At 68.7% G+C, this 14,883-nt stretch carries 15 protein-coding genes and 1 pseudogene; 12 read left to right on the top strand and 4 right to left on the bottom strand.

What is annotated here, in order from left to right; all coding sequences use genetic code 11:
- Window positions 1-29: 29 nt before the first annotated feature.
- A complete protein-coding gene (locus GOAMR_RS18305) occupies window positions 30-1,745 on the top strand; it encodes a GAF domain-containing sensor histidine kinase (RefSeq protein WP_005191393.1) in 1,716 nt (571 codons plus the stop codon).
- Window positions 1,746-1,784: 39 nt separating this feature from the next.
- Here GOAMR_RS18305 and GOAMR_RS18300 read toward each other — a convergent pair whose 3' ends face one another.
- The gene (locus GOAMR_RS18300; RefSeq protein WP_005191391.1) at window positions 1,785-2,798 is read right to left on the bottom strand and encodes an acyl-ACP desaturase; all 1,014 of its coding nucleotides are present in this window, start codon (window positions 2,796-2,798) and stop codon (window positions 1,785-1,787) included.
- Between the two features lie 206 nt (window positions 2,799-3,004).
- Between GOAMR_RS18300 and GOAMR_RS18295 the strand changes: the two genes are divergently transcribed.
- The 4 genes and pseudogenes from GOAMR_RS18295 to GOAMR_RS18280 all read left to right on the top strand — a co-directional run.
- Window positions 3,005-3,697, top strand: a complete 693-nt coding sequence (locus GOAMR_RS18295; protein WP_005191388.1) for a response regulator — start codon at window positions 3,005-3,007, stop codon at window positions 3,695-3,697.
- A 75-nt stretch (window positions 3,698-3,772) separates the two neighbouring features.
- Window positions 3,773-5,020, top strand: coding sequence for a uroporphyrinogen-III C-methyltransferase (gene cobA / locus GOAMR_RS18290; RefSeq protein ID WP_005191386.1), 1,248 nt, complete (start codon window positions 3,773-3,775; stop codon window positions 5,018-5,020).
- Between the two features lie 110 nt (window positions 5,021-5,130).
- The gene (locus tag GOAMR_RS18285; RefSeq protein WP_005191383.1) at window positions 5,131-5,406 is read left to right on the top strand and encodes a hypothetical protein; all 276 of its coding nucleotides are present in this window, start codon (window positions 5,131-5,133) and stop codon (window positions 5,404-5,406) included.
- A gap of 167 nt (window positions 5,407-5,573) precedes the next feature.
- Window positions 5,574-7,025 (top strand): annotated as a pseudogene (locus GOAMR_RS18280) (DHA2 family efflux MFS transporter permease subunit); the annotation flags it as partial.
- A 277-nt stretch (window positions 7,026-7,302) separates the two neighbouring features.
- On the opposite strand, the gene yaaA reads toward GOAMR_RS18280, so the two are convergent.
- A complete protein-coding gene (yaaA, locus tag GOAMR_RS18275) occupies window positions 7,303-8,043 on the bottom strand; it encodes a peroxide stress protein YaaA (protein ID WP_040515805.1) in 741 nt (246 codons plus the stop codon).
- A 113-nt stretch (window positions 8,044-8,156) separates the two neighbouring features.
- On the opposite strand from yaaA, the gene GOAMR_RS18270 reads away from it, so the two are divergent.
- The 3 genes from GOAMR_RS18270 (at window position 8,157) to GOAMR_RS18260 (ending at window position 11,147) form a co-directional block, all read left to right on the top strand.
- Window positions 8,157-9,887, top strand: a complete 1,731-nt coding sequence (locus GOAMR_RS18270) for a proline--tRNA ligase (RefSeq protein ID WP_005191370.1) — start codon at window positions 8,157-8,159, stop codon at window positions 9,885-9,887.
- An 85-nt stretch (window positions 9,888-9,972) separates the two neighbouring features.
- Entirely contained in the window at window positions 9,973-10,899 is a 927-nt protein-coding gene (locus GOAMR_RS18265; RefSeq protein ID WP_005191366.1) for an SPFH domain-containing protein, read from the top strand.
- Window positions 10,899-11,147, top strand: coding sequence for a type II toxin-antitoxin system antitoxin (locus GOAMR_RS18260; protein ID WP_005191365.1), 249 nt, complete (start codon window positions 10,899-10,901; stop codon window positions 11,145-11,147). The genes GOAMR_RS18265 and GOAMR_RS18260 overlap by 1 nt, the downstream gene beginning before the upstream one ends.
- Window positions 11,148-11,168: 21 nt before the next feature.
- Here the strand turns inward: GOAMR_RS18260 and GOAMR_RS18255 are convergent, their stop codons facing one another.
- Both GOAMR_RS18255 and GOAMR_RS18250 read right to left on the bottom strand, forming a co-directional pair.
- On the bottom strand, window positions 11,169-11,600 hold the full coding sequence (locus GOAMR_RS18255) for a ferritin-like domain-containing protein (RefSeq protein WP_005191363.1): 432 nt from the start codon (window positions 11,598-11,600) through the stop codon (window positions 11,169-11,171).
- The gene (locus tag GOAMR_RS18250) at window positions 11,597-12,187 is read right to left on the bottom strand and encodes a hypothetical protein (RefSeq protein WP_005191361.1); all 591 of its coding nucleotides are present in this window, start codon (window positions 12,185-12,187) and stop codon (window positions 11,597-11,599) included. Before GOAMR_RS18250 ends, GOAMR_RS18255 begins: the two co-directional genes overlap by 4 nt.
- Window positions 12,188-12,348: 161 nt before the next feature.
- Between GOAMR_RS18250 and rimP the strand changes: the two genes are divergently transcribed.
- From rimP to GOAMR_RS18235, 4 genes are all read left to right on the top strand, one after another.
- A complete protein-coding gene (rimP, locus tag GOAMR_RS18245) occupies window positions 12,349-12,939 on the top strand; it encodes a ribosome maturation factor RimP (protein ID WP_005191359.1) in 591 nt (196 codons plus the stop codon).
- Window positions 12,940-12,984: 45 nt separating this feature from the next.
- Window positions 12,985-13,992: a transcription termination factor NusA gene (gene nusA / locus GOAMR_RS18240; protein WP_005191356.1), complete on the top strand. Its 1,008-nt coding sequence runs from the start codon at window positions 12,985-12,987 to the stop codon at window positions 13,990-13,992.
- A gap of 83 nt (window positions 13,993-14,075) precedes the next feature.
- A complete protein-coding gene (locus GOAMR_RS24305) occupies window positions 14,076-14,426 on the top strand; it encodes a YlxR family protein (RefSeq protein WP_083837012.1) in 351 nt (116 codons plus the stop codon).
- An 80-nt stretch (window positions 14,427-14,506) separates the two neighbouring features.
- Window positions 14,507-14,883 (top strand): translation initiation factor IF-2 N-terminal domain-containing protein (locus GOAMR_RS18235; protein WP_005191352.1); only part of this gene is annotated, 377 nt, incomplete at its 3' end.

The raw sequence follows: 14,883 nt of genomic DNA, 5'->3' as shown, positions 1-14,883 counted from the left end.
GCACGCCGAACCCGACAAGGATGTACACCATGGCCACCAACCACGAAGTCAGGATCTCCGGCCGTCCCGAACCCGCCGAACACCGGTGGGCCGACGCACTCGACGCCCTGACCAAACACGGCGGCGACGACCCGCGGCTGCTGCGCGATCTGCTCGACGCGGTGCTCGTCGTGGGGCAGGGACTCGAACTCGACGAGGCCCTGCAGCGGATCGTGGAGGTGGCCGTCGGGGTCGTCGACGCCCAGTACGGGGCGCTCGGTGTGCGCGGCGGCGACGGCGGACTGAGCGAATTCGTCCACATCGGCATCACCCCCGACCAACGCGCGATCATGGGGCATCTGCCGGTGGGCCGGGGTGTGCTCGGTCTGCTCATCAAGGAACCACAGGTGCTGCGGATCCCGCACCTGTCCGCACATCCTTCGTCGGTGGGTTTCCCGCCCCACCACCCGCCGATGGAGACCTTCCTCGGCGCGCCGATCACGGTGCGCGGCTCCAACTTCGGCAGCATCTATCTCACCGAGAAACGCAATGCCGAGGAGTTCACCAAGGTCGACGAGACGCTGATCGCGATGCTCGCGGTGGCCGCGGGTATCGCCGTCGACAACGCCCGGCTCTTCGAGGGCGCCCGTACCCGGCACCGCTGGATGCAGGCGGTCGCCCGCCGCGGATCCGAACCGTTGGCGGGAATCGCTTTGTCGGACACCATGTCCCGGCTATGCGACGATGTCGCGGCGCTGACCGAGGCGCTGGACGTGGTCATCCTCACCAGCTCCGAGGACAAGATGGTGGTACAGGGCCGGTCCCAGCAGATCGCCGGTGCCGACCAGTCCGGTGACGTCTCGCCCGTCTCGGCTTCGCAGATGCCGATCGGATCGTCGATGGTCGTGCTCGCCGCCGAGCTGATCCCCGACGGCGTGGTGGCCGGTGACCCCGACTGGGTGACGGTACAGCCGCTGCAGCGTGCCGCCGGCGCCTTCGGCTGGATCGTGGTGGCCCACCGCCGCCGCCCCTGGTGGGAGCCCGAGGAGATCGCGGGCCTCGCCGGTGTGGCCGAGGTGGCCTCGCTCGCGGTGGTGTACGCCGAACAGCAGCAGATCGCCCGCGACCTCGAGGTGCTCGAGGACCGGCATCGCATCGCCCGTGACCTGCACGATCACGTCATCCAGCGGCTGTTCGCGGTCGGCATGTCCATGCAGACCATGCTGGCCACCCCACACGACGAGGACGGCACCATCGCCACCCCGGTGTCCCGGCTCGAACAGGTCGTGGTGGACCTGGACCGCACCATCGCGCAGATCCGGACGTCGATCTTCGACCTGCAGTCCATCCCCGGCCACCACGACGCCACCACGCTGCGGCGCCGTGTCCTGGACATCGTCTCAGAGCTGGCCGTGCACGCCCCGATCTCACCGAGTGTCACCTTCGACGGACCCGTCGACACAGTGGTCCCCGAGGCTCTCGGACCGCACATCGACGCCGTGCTGCGGGAAGGGCTGTCCAATGCGTTGCGGCACGCCGACGCCGACAGGATCTCGGTCCTGGTCAGCGCCGACGAGGACGTGCTCAAGGTCGAGATCACCGACGACGGCAAAGGCATCGACACCAACGTCACCTATCGCGGACTGGAGAACCTGACCACCCGCGCCGACGAGTGCGACGGCACCTTCACCATCGACACCACGCCGCAGCGGCGGGGCCGGGCCGGGGGCACCACGCTGACATGGACCGTTCCGCTGGTGCACTGAGCGGGTTGGTGCACGGACCGAACCGGTGGGGCCGCGGGGTCAGGCCGGATGCCGCTCGCTGAAGGCCGTCGGCCGGGAAGCCTGGGCGCGGGCGTGGTCGAACTTCTCGACCCGCTGATTCAGCTCGGACAGAAACCCCGCGAGCTTGTCCCGGTACATCTGCCCGGTGGGGCCGAAATCGTCGCGCTCGAAGACCCGCCATTTGCGCAACAACGGCACCACCACGTCGGAACGGTGCCGGTGCAGGTCGTAGATGCCGCCCTCGGCGATGAGCGCGGCGATCCGGCCGAGTGCGGGTGAGGACCCCGGAACCGGACTCGCACCGGGCATCTGGAAGGTGGTCACGATGCCGTAGATCGCCTCCATCGTCTGATCCGGTGCCAGATCCAGGGCGCTGTCGATGATGTTGCGATAGAAGAGCATGTGCAGGGTCTCGTCGCCGGCGACGCGGTGCAGCAGCCGCACGACGATCGGGTCGGCGCCGGACTTGGCCGCGTTGCGCTGCGATACCCGGGACGCGAGTTCATGAAAGGCCATGTAGGTGATCGCCAACAGCATGCCGACGCTGTGTTCGGGCAGCCCGCGATCGCGGGAGAGCGGATTGAAACCGGTCATGGCGTTGCGGGTGCGGGCGATGTCGAGCTGGACGGGGTCGACACCGCGCGTGACCACCAGATAATCGCGGATCACCGTCGAATGGCGCATCTCCTCCGCCGTCCACCGGCCGACCCAGGCGCCCCACGCGTCGTCGAGAGAGACGTGCTCGGCGATCATCCGGTGATACGAGGGCAGATTGTCCTCGGTGAGGAGCAGACCCACCAGCGCCGCGCGTGAGGCATCCGACAATGTGGACTGGGTGGGATCCCAGTCGTCCCCGCCGAGGGTGGCGAAGTTGTAGGCGCCGTCCCAGGGCACGTACTCGTGCGGGTACCAGTCCTTGGCCATCTTCATGTGCCGTTCGAGCTCGGTCTCGCACACCGGAAGCAGCTCGCGCAGCAGATCAGGACCGGTCATCTGCGGGATGCTGGTCGTGATGCCGGTGAGACTGGTCACGAATTCTCCTGCATCTGTGGTCGTTTCCGGCGGTCGGTGAAGACGGGTGCGCAGCGTTGCGGGACCTTGAATCCACTCTTCGCTGAACCGGGGAGTGGCTCCTGAGGCGAAGGTCCCGACAGGGCTGGGCCGCTTGTCGTGTCCGCTCGGTGGTGTGGTGTCCGCTTGGCCGTTCTCGCCGGACGTGCTGAGGTAGCGTTTCACCCATGGCATCAGCAGGTGAGATTCAGGACTCCGACAGCGACGGCGACACCCCGCGCGTTCGCGTGTATCTCGTCGACGACCATGAACTGGTCCGGCGCGGACTGCGGGACCTTCTCGGCACGGCCTCCGACCTGGAGATCGTCGGAGAGGCCGCGTCGGTGGGGGAGGCGACCGTCGGCATCCTGGCCACCAAACCCGACGTCGCCGTGCTCGACGTCCGGCTGCCCGACGGCAGCGGGGTGGAACTGTGCCGCGATGTGCGCTCGGCCGAACCGTCGGTGCACTGCCTGATGCTCACCAGCTACGCCGACGACGACGCGCTGCTGGCGGCGGTCCTGGCCGGTGCCTCGGGTTTCGTGCTCAAGCAGATCCTCGGCCAGGATCTGGTCGCGGCGGTGCGTACCGTCGGCCGCGGTGGTTCGCTGCTCGACGACCGCAGCACCGCGGCGCTGCTGGCCCGTCTGCGTGACGGTAAGCGCGATGACGTCGACCCGCTCGCCGAACTCACCCATCAGGAGCGGGAGGTGTTCCACCTGATCGGTGAGGGGCTCACCAACCGGCAGATCGCGCAGCGGATGTTCCTGGCGGAGAAGACGATCAAGAACTACGTCTCGCGGATCCTGTCGAAGCTGGACATGCAGCGCCGCACCCAGGTCGCGGTGATGGCCACCAAGCTCCGCGACGACAAGCACTGACGGCAGTCGGGTGAGGGGAACCACACCTAAGACTGCGCACAGGCACCCGGACCGGGGCCGGTAGGCTGTTTCCTCATGGCTGAACGCGTCGTTCCGGAATCGGTTTCCGGTCTGTATCTGGCCGGACTCGATCTCCGCGGACGCCGGGTCGTCGTCGTGGGCGGTGGATCGGTGGCGCAGCGGCGGCTGCCGAATCTCGTGGCCGCCGGCGCTGATGTCGTGGTGGTGGCCATCGACCCGACCCCGGCCGTCGAATCGTTCCCCGGCATCACCGTGATCACCCGCGCCTACGCCGACGGCGACCTCGACGGCGCCTGGTACGTGCTCGCGTGCACCGACGACCCGCGGGTCAACGCCGCGGTGGTCGCCGAAGCCGAACGCAGGCACACCTTCTGCGTGCGGGCCGACGACGCCCGGCAGGGCACCGCGGCCACCCCGGCATCGGGGCGGCACCGGGATCTGCAGTTCGGGGTGCTCGCGGGCGGTGACCACCGGCAGTCCGCGGCGATGCGCGCGGCGATCTCCCGCGCCCTGGCCGACGGTTCGCTGGCCCCGCACACCAGCACCCCGCACCCGCCAGGGGTGGCTCTCGTCGGCGGTGGCCCGGGTGATGCCGAACTGATCACCGTGCGCGGGCAGCGTCTGCTCGCCCAGGCGGATGTGGTGGTCGCCGACCGGCTGGCCCCGCCGGAACTGCTCGCCGCGCTCGGGCCGCAGGTGGAGATCATCGACGCCGCGAAGGTGCCCTACGGGCGGGCGATGAAGCAGGAGGCCATCAACGATGTCCTCGTCTCCCGTGCCCAGGAGGGCAAGTTCGTTGTCCGGCTCAAGGGCGGCGACCCGTTCGTGTACGGCCGCGGGTTCGAGGAACTGCAGGCGTGCGTGGCGGCCGGGGTGCCCGTCACCGTGGTACCGGGCGTCTCCAGCCCGATCGCCGCACCCGGGTCGGCGGGTATTCCGGTGACCCACCGCGGGGTCACCCACGAGGTGGTGATCGCCTCGGGCCACGTTCCGCCGGGTCATCCCGACTCACTCATCGACTGGTCGGTCCTGGCCAGGCTGCGGGGCACGCTGGTGCTGATGATGGCCGTCGAACGGGTCGCGGTGTTCGCCGACGCCCTCCTCGCGGGCGGCAAGCCCGGCGACACCCCCGTCGCGATGATCGAGAACGGCTCGTTGCCCACGCAACGGCTGCTGCGCACTGATCTCGCCCATGCCGGTGCGGTCGCCGATGCCGAGGGACTCGCGCCGCCTGCGATTGTGGTGATCGGCGCCGTCGCCGGGTTCACCGACGCCGATTCACAGCAATTGCCAGGCTCCTGACAGCTTTCCCGAACCGTTTTCGGATTGTCTGCTCCTAACGTCATCGGCGGGACAAACGGCCCCTGGCCTTCCGTCCCGTGACAGTGGAACAGTTCTGGAAAGGATCGCGAATGACGTCTGCAACCACCAAGGGAGTGATGGCCAAGAAGGTGCTGGTTGGTGCCATGGCCTCCGGTGCGGTTCTGGCCGGCGTGGGTGCCGGTGCGGGCTTGGCCACCGCCGCGCCCGGACATCCTCCGGTACACCAGTCCGAACACCATCGGCCGGCGCCGCCGAAGCAGCAGGAACCCGCGCCGCAGCCGCACCGGCAGGTCCCGCAGCCGCATCGTACGCACTCGGTGCTCGGCTCGGTCATCGATCGCATCTGGTTGCCGATCTTCTCCTAGAAGTCCCGTATACCGGGCTACGATGCCGGTGACCGACGGGTCGCCGGCATCGTCGTGTCGTGCTGTCATATATCGCCAGAAATTGGCATCTGAACCTTACTGAGCGGTAACGTCGATGCCCATGGCCACATCCGGGAAGCCCTACTCGACGATGCGAGGTCCCACCGATGCAGCATAAGGTTCTCGGACCCGCCATCTTCGTGCTGAGCGGGATGCAGCTGCTGATGGTGCTCGACGGCACTGTCGCTGCGCTGGCATTGCCCAAGATGCGCGACGCCCTCTCGCTCAGCGAATCCAACGCCAACTGGATCATCAGCAGCTATGTTCTCGCCTTCGGTGGCCTGATGCTCCTCGGCGGCCGGCTCGGCGACACCTTCGGCCGCCGGCGCATGTTCGTCATCGGTGTTCTCGCGTTCACGGCTACCTCGCTGCTGTGCGGACTCGCGCAGGGTGAGGCGATGCTGATTGTCGGCCGCGCGCTGCAGGGTGCCTCGGCTGCGGTGGCCGCGCCGACGGCGATGGCGCTGGTCGCCACCACATTCGCGCCCGGTAAACCCCGCAGCCAGGCATTCGCCATTTACGCGGCGATGACCGGCATCGGCTCGGTCGCCGGTCTGATCCTCGGTGGCGTGCTCACCGAGCTGTCGTGGCGGCTGGTCTTCCTGATCAACGTGCCCATCGGCCTGGTGGTCGGCGTCGGCGCGCTGTGGGCGCTGGCCGAATCGCAGGGCGAGCGGCTCTCGCTCGACGTTCCCGGCGCGGTGCTCGGCACCCTCGGCTGTACGTTGCTGGTGCTCGCCGTCAACGAGGGACCACAGGGCTGGGTGCGGCCGATCGTCGTCGGGTCGTTTATCGTCGGAACGCTCGCCCTTATCGCTTTTGTGGTGGTCGAGCGCCGCGCCCGCAACCCGATCCTGCCGTTCACCCTGTTCGACAACTCGAACCGGGTGGCCGCGCTGATCGCGATCCTGTTGTCGAGCATGATCATGATGTGTATGGCGGTGTTCATCTCGCTGTACCTGCAGGGCATCCTCAAGTACACGCCGCTGCAGAGCGGCATGGCGGTGGTCCCGTTCGCGTTCGGTCTGGGCGTCGCGGCCGCGATCGCGTCCAAGCTCTCGCTGATGGTGCAGCCGCGCTGGCTCGTCCTGGCCGGCGGTGCCGTGATCGCCGCGGGCTGCATGTATGCCTGGTCCATCGCCACCGACGCACCGTCGTACTTCCCGGGCATCGGGATGCCTGTGGTGGTCATCGGCTTCGGTGTGGGTCTGGCGGTGATCCCGCTGACGCTGTCGGTGGTCGCGGGCGTGGGACCCAACGAGATCGGTCCGCTCACCGCCATCGCGCAGGTCGCCCAGCAACTCGGCGGCGCCGTCGGTCTGGTGGCCGTCGGCGCGGCGGTCACCTCCCGGGCACTCTCCAAGGGCGGCACCACCGCACCCGTCGAGACGATGAACGCCAGGCAGCTCGCGGCCCAGGCCGACGGCTACGGCCTCGCGTTCGCCAGTTGTGCGGCGCTCGCGGTCCTGGCCGCCTGCGTCGTGATGTTCATGCGGTTCACCCCCGAGGAGGTCGCCGAGGGCCAGGCCGCTCAGCAGGCCGCCGATGCCGGTGTCGACGGCGAGGAACCGGAGGCCCGTCCCGTGCCGGCGGCGAACGGCCCCTCATCGCAAAAGCCTGCCCCACGAAGGGGCTACCGGCCGGACGATCCGCCGACGGAACCGATCCCGGTCCGCCCCGACGGACCGCGGCCGCGGACGCCGAACGAGTGGTCGCTGCCCGCACCGGACGGCGGGCCCTTCGAGGATGAGGACGACGAGCGGCTCGGCGTCGCCGAGACCGGGCGCATCTTCATGTCCACCCGCAACCGACACAGCCGCTGACCGGCGGCCGGGGTCAGTCGGTCACGACGACGATCCGGTCGGGGCCGTCGATCTCGATGCGCTGACCCGCGTCGGAGAGGACCGCGGCCAGGGCATTGATGTCCCGGACGGTGCGCCGGGTGCGGACCAGTTCACGGGCGATCAGGCCCTTGTGGTGCTTGTTGAAATGGCTGACCACGCTGCGCGAACCGTCGGGCTGCTCGGTGACCACGGTGGCGGTGACCGCACCGCGGACCGGGCCGAGTTGGTGATAGACACCCGAACGCAGGTCCACCACGAAGTCGTCGACTGCATCCAGACTGTGCGACAGCTCCGGCTTCCACGTCGCGGCGATGGTTCTCATCCCGGGGAGCTTGGACCCGCCGGACAACCGGTAGGCCGGGATCAGGTCACCCGCACCCACCACCCCGAACAGGGCCGACCCGATCATCACCCGGCCGGCCACCTTCGCCTTGGTGGCCCGTGTCATCGAGGCGTAGTCGAAGGCGTCGTAGAGAACGCCGGTGTACCGCTCGATCGCCGGGCGCGTGAGGGAGATCCACAGTTCGGCGTTGCGGTCGACCTCGGCGAGCTGGGTCCGGCCCAGCCCCAGGGCCTTGCAGCTCGCGTCGAGATCGGCCGCCAGCGCCACCAGCGCCTCACCGATCTGCTTGCGAATCGGGTTGAGTTCGGGAAACACCAGGGTGTCCAGATCCAGGGGCGCGCCTTTACCGCCGTCGGATTTGGTTTCGGAAGGAGGCAGGATCACTCGCACCGACACACGATAACGAGACGGCGCCCACCGATTCGACGTGAGGGTTCACCCGGGTGAGACGCCCGGAAACAGGTGGCGGCAATGCCCTAAGCTTGCTGACTGTGATCACACGCATGTCGACCCTGTTCCTGCGAACCCTGCGCGATGACCCGGCCGACGCCGAGGTGCCCAGCCACAAACTGCTCGTGCGTGCCGGCTATGTCCGCCGCGCCGCGCCCGGCGTCTACAGCTGGCTGCCGCTGGGCCTGCGGGTGCTGCGGGCCGTCGAACAGGTTGTCCGCGAGGAGATGGACGCCATCGGCGCCCAGGAGATCCTGCTGCCGGCACTGCTGCCGCGCGAACCGTACGAGGCCACCAACCGGTGGACCGAATACGGCGACAACCTGTTCCGCCTCAAGGACCGCAAGGGTGTCGACATGCTGCTCGGCCCCACCCACGAGGAACTGTTCAGTCAGCTGGTCAAGGGCGAGTACTCCTCGTACAAGGATCTGCCGGTGATCCTGTACCAGATCCAGACCAAGTACCGCGACGAGGAACGCCCCCGCGCGGGCATCCTGCGTGGCCGCGAGTTCGTGATGAAGGACTCCTACTCATTCGACCTCGATGACGACGGCCTCAAGGTCGCCTACAACCTGCACCGCGAGGCTTACCAGAAGATTTTCAACCGCCTCGGCGTCAAGTACGTCATCGTCTCGGCCACCTCCGGTGCCATGGGCGGCAGCGCGTCGGAGGAGTTCCTCGCCGAGAGTGAGGTGGGTGAGGACACCTTCGTCCGGTGTGTGGAATCCGGCTACGCCGCCAACGTGGAGGCGGTGGTGACCCCGGCACCCGAGCCCCTCCCGTTCGACGACGCGCCCGCCGCTCAGGTGCACGACACCGAGAACACCCCGACCATCGCCACCCTCGTCGCGTGGGCCAACTCTGCGCTGGACCGTGAGGTCACCGCGGCCGACACCCTCAAGAACGTGCTGGTGAAGCTGCAGGTGCCCGGCGCTGAACCGGAGATCGTGGGCATCGGCGTGCCCGGTGACCGCGAGGTGGACATGAAGCGGCTGGAGGCGGCGGTGGAGCCTGCGTCGGTGGAACTGCTCACCGAGGAGGACTTCGCCGCCAACCCGTTCCTGGTCAAGGGCTACGTGGGACCGAATGCGCTGCTAGGCAACGGACTTCGGTACCTGGTGGATCCGCGCGTGGTGGACGGCACCCGCTGGATCACCGGTGCCGACCAGCCGGGCAAGCATGTGGTCGACCTGGTCGCGGGCCGCGACTTCGTGCCCACCGGCACCATCGAGGCCGCCGAGGTCCGCGAGGGTGACCTGTCGCCCGACGGCAAGGGCGTGCTCACCGCGGCCAAGGGGATCGAGATCGGGCACATCTTCCAGCTCGGCCAGAAGTACACCAACGCGTTCGAGGTGGACGTGCTGGGGGAGAGCGGCAAACCGGTCCGGCTCACCATGGGTTCCTACGGTGTGGGCGTGTCACGGCTGGTGGCGGTGATTGCCGAACAGTGCCACGACGACAAGGGCCTGCGCTGGCCGCGTGAGGTCACCCCGTTCGACGTGCACGTGGTGATCGCCAACAAGGATGCCGCCGCGATCGACGGTGCCGAGGCGCTTGCCGCCGAACTGGACGCGCAGGCGTTGTCGGTGGTGCTCGACGACCGCAAGGCGTCGCCGGGCGTCAAGTTCAAGGACGCCGAACTGCTCGGCGTTCCGACCACCATGGTGGTGGGGCGCGGCTTCGCGGGCGGGGTCGTCGAGGTCCGCGACCGGTTCACCGGTGAGGCCCGGGAGATCCCGGTCGAGGGTGCCGCCGCGGCGATCGCGGCGATCGTCCGCGGATAGGACCCGGACGGCCAGGGGACTGGACGAGCAACCTCCTAAAGTGATATCACTTTAAAAACTGATATCACTTTAGGAGGTTGTCGTCATGAACGTCGAAACCGTACCGGTCGGGCGCGAGGGAGCGCAGGTCGAGGTGTCCGAGCGGCCGTGCTGGTATCGCGGAACGCCGGCGGCGATCGGGGTCATCGCCGCAGCGGTCGTGGCGATCGGCCTCGCCGCGGGCTGTATCGCACTCGCCGTGGCGCAGCAGCTGCCCGTGCTCGCGGTACCGGCCGTGCTCCTGCTGATCGCCGCCGTGGTCGGAGCCTCGACCATCATCGTCGTCGCACCCGGACACACCTACGTGGTGCAGCTGTTCGGGCGCTACGTGGGCACGGTGCGGCAGCCGGGCCTCGGGCTGGTGCCGCCGCTGACCACCCGCCGGAAGGTGTCGGCACGGGTGCGCAACTTCGAGACCGCCGAACTGAAGGTCAACGACGCCGTCGGTAATCCCGTCCATGTGGCCGCGATCATCGTGTGGCAGGTCGCCGACACCGCCAAGGCGACATTCGGTGTCGAGGACTACGAGGAGTTCGTCGGAACCCAGGCCGAATCCGCACTGCGGCAGGTCACCACCAGCCACCCGTACGACGAGGACGCCAGTCACGGCACCACGTCCCTGCGCGGCTCGACCGACCAGGTGGCCGCGGAACTGGCCGATCAGGTCGCCGACCGCGCCTCCCTTGCCGGACTGGAGATCCTCGAAACCCGCATCTCCTCGCTGGCCTACGCCCCCGAGATCGCGCAGGCGATGCTGCAGCGCCAGCAGGCGTCGGCGCTGCTCGCGGCCCGGGAGAAGATCGTGGACGGCGCCGTCGGGCTCGTGCAGAGCGCCCTGGCCCGGCTTGAGGCCGAGGACGTCGTGGTGCTCGACGACGAGCGTCGCGCCGCGATGGTGTCGAACCTGCTGGTGGTCCTCTGCGGTGACAATCGTGCGACGCCGGTGGTGAACACCGGCAGCCTGTATTCCTGATGGCCACGGGCAGCACAGATGCGGGCGAAGAGGCGCGGGGCGCGGGGCGTCCCTCGCCCCGCAAATCGATCGCCCTGCGGATCGACCCGGCCGTCTACGAGGCCCTCGCCAAGTGGGCGGCCGACGATCTGCGCAGCGTCAACGCGCAGATCGAGGTGCTGCTGCGCCGCGCGCTCGACGACGCCGGACGGTCACCGCGGGAGGCGGCACCGATCCGGCGCAGGGGCCGCCCGCGCCGCGAGATCTGAGAGCCCCCGGAGAGCCGACAGTCAGCGGGAACCGGGCAGTGCGACCGTGTACGGCGACTGTTTGAGCGCGGCGCGCCACTGAGCGGCCCGCGACGCGCATGCGGTGAGCCCGTCGAGGCCGATCTGCCGGACAGCGGGGCTGCCGGCCTTCTCCAGCAGTGACCGGTAGGCGACCGCCGAATCCGTTTCGGCGGCGAGCGCGACCTTCGCTGCGGACACCGGGTCGGTGACCTTGACAGGCAACACGTAGCCGGGCTCCTGATCGGGCGGGGTGGCCCCGGCCGACCGCATCGCCTCAGCGGCGGTGTCGCGGGCTGCGCGATGGGCGGCGGTGAACTCGTCGACGGTCTTGCGGCGGGTGGACGTGGTGAACGCGGTGATCACGCCGTAGGTGAACAGGGCGGCGTGCTCGGAGGCGACGACCACCTTCAGTGCATCGGTTGTCTCACTCATTCGGCCAGCGCCACCTCGACGATCGAGGCCACCGACGCGCTGACGGCGCCGGCGAGCCCGGCGACGTAGCCGTCCTCGCCGACCGCGACCTTCCCGGCCGCCCGCCCCGACGCGGTGAGCCGGGTGCGGAAGTCGTCGACGGTGATGCCGGTCCCGCCGGAACCTCCCGTCTCGCCGGTCTCTTTCGCGGGAGTGGTGACGATCTGTTTCGCCGTGTCCTGGTGCATCCGGGTGATCTCCTCGGTGAGCGCCGTGGCGTGTTCCGTGCGCTGGTCGGCGACGATCTTCAACGCGGCCGCGTAATCGGTGTCGGTGACGCTCAGTGCCAGCGCCGTGGCGGCGTCGGCGTGCGCGGCGTCGGCCAGTGGCAGCAGCGCCTCGGCCGTCAGTTGCTCCGCCGACGGCCCGCTGTCGCAGGCGGCCACCGATCCGGCGGTGGCGGCGATCGCCGACGCGGCCAGCGCACCGCGGATCGCCGACCGGCGTGACAGCTTGAGCGGTGACAACACGAGACCGGCGGTGGACTCGGACCGGGGTGGCGCGCCGGCGGCACGCGCGCTCACATCGGGCATCGGGAGGATGGGCACGCGTCACATGATGCCAGCAACTCGGCGGATGGGTTTTGCGGTGCGCGGTTGCTATCATTGCTGTTCGCCCGACTGCCCATAGCGGCAGCCGGGTCAGCGTATGTCACGGCCCGGCAGGCCGACACCGTCACCTACAACTGAAGACGAGGAGTTCGACCGTCGTGCAGTCCACCTCAGCCTCACGGAAACTGACCTCGCACATCACCACACTCGTCGAACCGGTCGTGACCGGCCACGGCTACGACCTCGACGAGGTCATCGTCCACTGGCCGGACTCCGCCGCACAGCCCGCGGCCGTCGCGGGCGTCCGGCGTGAGATCAAGGTCGTCGTTGATCGTGACGGCGCCAACGACCTCGACGAGATCGCGACCATCAGCCGCGACATCTCCGGACTTCTCGACGCAGATCCGGACGTCCCCGCCGACCCGTACCACCTCGAGGTGACCTCACCCGGCGTCGACCGGCCGCTGACCGCGCCGCGGCACTGGCGCAGAGCCCGGGGCCGCAAGGTCACCGTCGAGCTGTCCGACGCCGACACTCCGTCGATCACCGGCCGCGTCGGAGAGCTGACCGAGGACTCGGTGACGCTCGTGGTCAACGCGCGGGGCCGCATCACCAGCCGCGCCGTCGCCCTCGCCTCGATCGCGAAGGCGGTCGTCCAGGTCGATTTCTCCCGGCCGTCGGTCACCGAGCTCGAACTCTGCGGCCTCGACGAGCAGGAGATCGAGCAGCGTCGTCAGGAGCGCGCATGACTTCCCTTCCTTCCGCCAGCCTCACAAGTGAATAGGAGCCAGCCCATGCATATCGACATCAGCGCACTGCGCATGATCGAGGCCGACAAAGGCATCCCGATCGACACTGTCATCGAGACGATCGAGACCGCCTTGCTGACCGCGTACAAGCACACCGCCCACCCGGCCCAGCACGCCCGCATCGACATCAACCGCAAGTCGGGTGAGGTCCGGGTGATGGCGCACGAGTACGGCCCGAACGGCGAGGCCTCGGAGGAGTGGGACGACACTCCCGACGACTTCGGCCGGATCGCCGCGACCACCGCCCGTCAGGTGATCCTGCAGCGGCTGCGTGATGCCGAGAGCGAGAAGACGTTCGGTGACTTCGCCACCCATGAGGGTGAGATCGTCGGCGGCGTGGTGCAGGCCGACGCGCGGGCGAACGCCCGCGAGATGATCGTCGTGGCCATCGGCAGCGACGCCAATCCCGTCGAGGGCGTGATCCCCAAGGCCGAACAAGTCCCGGGTGAGGAACTCAAGCACGGCGATCGCGTCAAGTGCTATGTCGTCGGCGTCACCCGCGGGGCGCGTGGCACCCAGATCACGCTGTCGCGCACCCATCCCAACCTGGTGCGCAAGCTGTTCGCGCTGGAGGTGCCCGAGATCGAGGACGGCTCGGTGGAGATCGTGGCCGTCGCGCGCGAGGCGGGCCACCGTTCCAAGATCGCCGTCCACACCAAGGTCGGCGGCCTGAACGCCAAGGGCGCCTGCATCGGCCCGATGGGCCAGCGGGTGCGCAACGTGATGAGTGAGCTTGGCGGCGAGAAGATCGACATCATCGACTTCGACGACGACCCGGCCGTCTTCGTCGGGAATGCGCTGTCGCCGGCGAAGGTTGTGTCGGTGTCGGTCATCGATCTGGCCCTCAAAGCGGCGCGTGTGGTGGTGCCCGACTACCAGCTGTCCCTGGCGATCGGCAAGGAAGGCCAGAACGCCCGGCTGGCGGCGCGGCTGACCGGGTGGCGGATCGACATCCGGTCCGACGCAGACCCCGCCGATCCCGGAGACGAGTGATGGTTCGGGCCGACGTGACCGGATCAACACCGCTGATTGTGGGCCGATTCTCCCGATCGGCCCTCGGCGCGCTAGACTGACCGATGGTTCATCGAACGCTATCCGAGGCGCCGATACGGACGTGCATCGGATGTCGGCGGCGAGACAGCGCAACAGCGCTCGTCCGGTTGGTGGCCCGTACCGATTCCCTACACACGGAGTCCGGTGAGGGTCCCGGCAGGACGGTGGTGGTTGTGGATGTCACACGAGCTATGCCGGGGCGAGGCGCCTGGTTGCACCCACGTGAGGAGTGTCTCTCCCGTGCGGTGCGCCGCAAGGCCTTCGGGCCGGCATTACGGGTCCACGGTCTGACCGTGACCCACAGTGATCTCTCCGAGCTGGTCGGGGAGATCAACGATCAAAGACAGGCAGCAGAAGACATGAGCACACCGTGAAGTTCCCACGATGAGCACGTATCGGACGTAACCACGAGGTCGTAGCGGGCAGGCCGCTCGACCTCCAAGTGAGGAGAGCAGTGGCAGGCAAGGCCCGCGTGCACGAATTGGCCAAAGAACTCGGCGTGACGAGCAAACAGGTGCTCGAACGTCTCAAGGAGCAGGGCGAATTCGTCAAATCCGCGTCGTCGACCGTCGAGGCCCCGGTGGCCCGGCGACTTCGCGAATCATTCCCCCAGGCCGGAGGCAAGGACACAGGTGCGTCCAAGCCCCGGCCTACCGGCGCACCCAAGCCCGGTGCACCGCGCCCGTCGGCCACGCCGGCGGCAGCCCAGAAGCCCGCACCCGTGGGCCCGCGTCCCGGCGCGCCCAAGCCGGCCGCACCTGCGCCGGCCCCGGCCGCCGCGGCGAGCGCTCCGGCGGCACCCGTAGATGCGGGCCGCCCGGCCCCGCAGGC

This window comes from Gordonia amarae NBRC 15530 (assembly GCF_000241345.1).
Taxonomy (GTDB): domain Bacteria; phylum Actinomycetota; class Actinomycetes; order Mycobacteriales; family Mycobacteriaceae; genus Gordonia; species Gordonia amarae.
The sequence above is the reverse complement of the archived record's forward strand: the minus strand, read 5'-3'. Positions and strand labels throughout refer to the sequence as shown.

Coding starts and splice junctions, on each gene's coding strand:
- nusA (WP_005191356.1), top strand. CDS start 12,985: ATGCATATCGACATCAGCGCACTGCGCATGATCGAGGCCGACAAAGGC.
- GOAMR_RS18260 (WP_005191365.1), top strand. CDS start 10,899: ATGGCCACGGGCAGCACAGATGCGGGCGAAGAGGCGCGGGGCGCGGGG.
- GOAMR_RS18295 (WP_005191388.1), top strand. CDS start 3,005: ATGGCATCAGCAGGTGAGATTCAGGACTCCGACAGCGACGGCGACACC.
- cobA (WP_005191386.1), top strand. CDS start 3,773: ATGGCTGAACGCGTCGTTCCGGAATCGGTTTCCGGTCTGTATCTGGCC.
- GOAMR_RS18305 (WP_005191393.1), top strand. CDS start 30: ATGGCCACCAACCACGAAGTCAGGATCTCCGGCCGTCCCGAACCCGCC.
- GOAMR_RS18255 (WP_005191363.1), bottom strand. CDS start 11,600: ATGAGTGAGACAACCGATGCACTGAAGGTGGTCGTCGCCTCCGAGCAC.
- GOAMR_RS18270 (WP_005191370.1), top strand. CDS start 8,157: ATGTCGACCCTGTTCCTGCGAACCCTGCGCGATGACCCGGCCGACGCC.
- GOAMR_RS24305 (WP_083837012.1), top strand. CDS start 14,076: ATGGTTCATCGAACGCTATCCGAGGCGCCGATACGGACGTGCATCGGA.
- GOAMR_RS18265 (WP_005191366.1), top strand. CDS start 9,973: ATGAACGTCGAAACCGTACCGGTCGGGCGCGAGGGAGCGCAGGTCGAG.
- GOAMR_RS18285 (WP_005191383.1), top strand. CDS start 5,131: ATGACGTCTGCAACCACCAAGGGAGTGATGGCCAAGAAGGTGCTGGTT.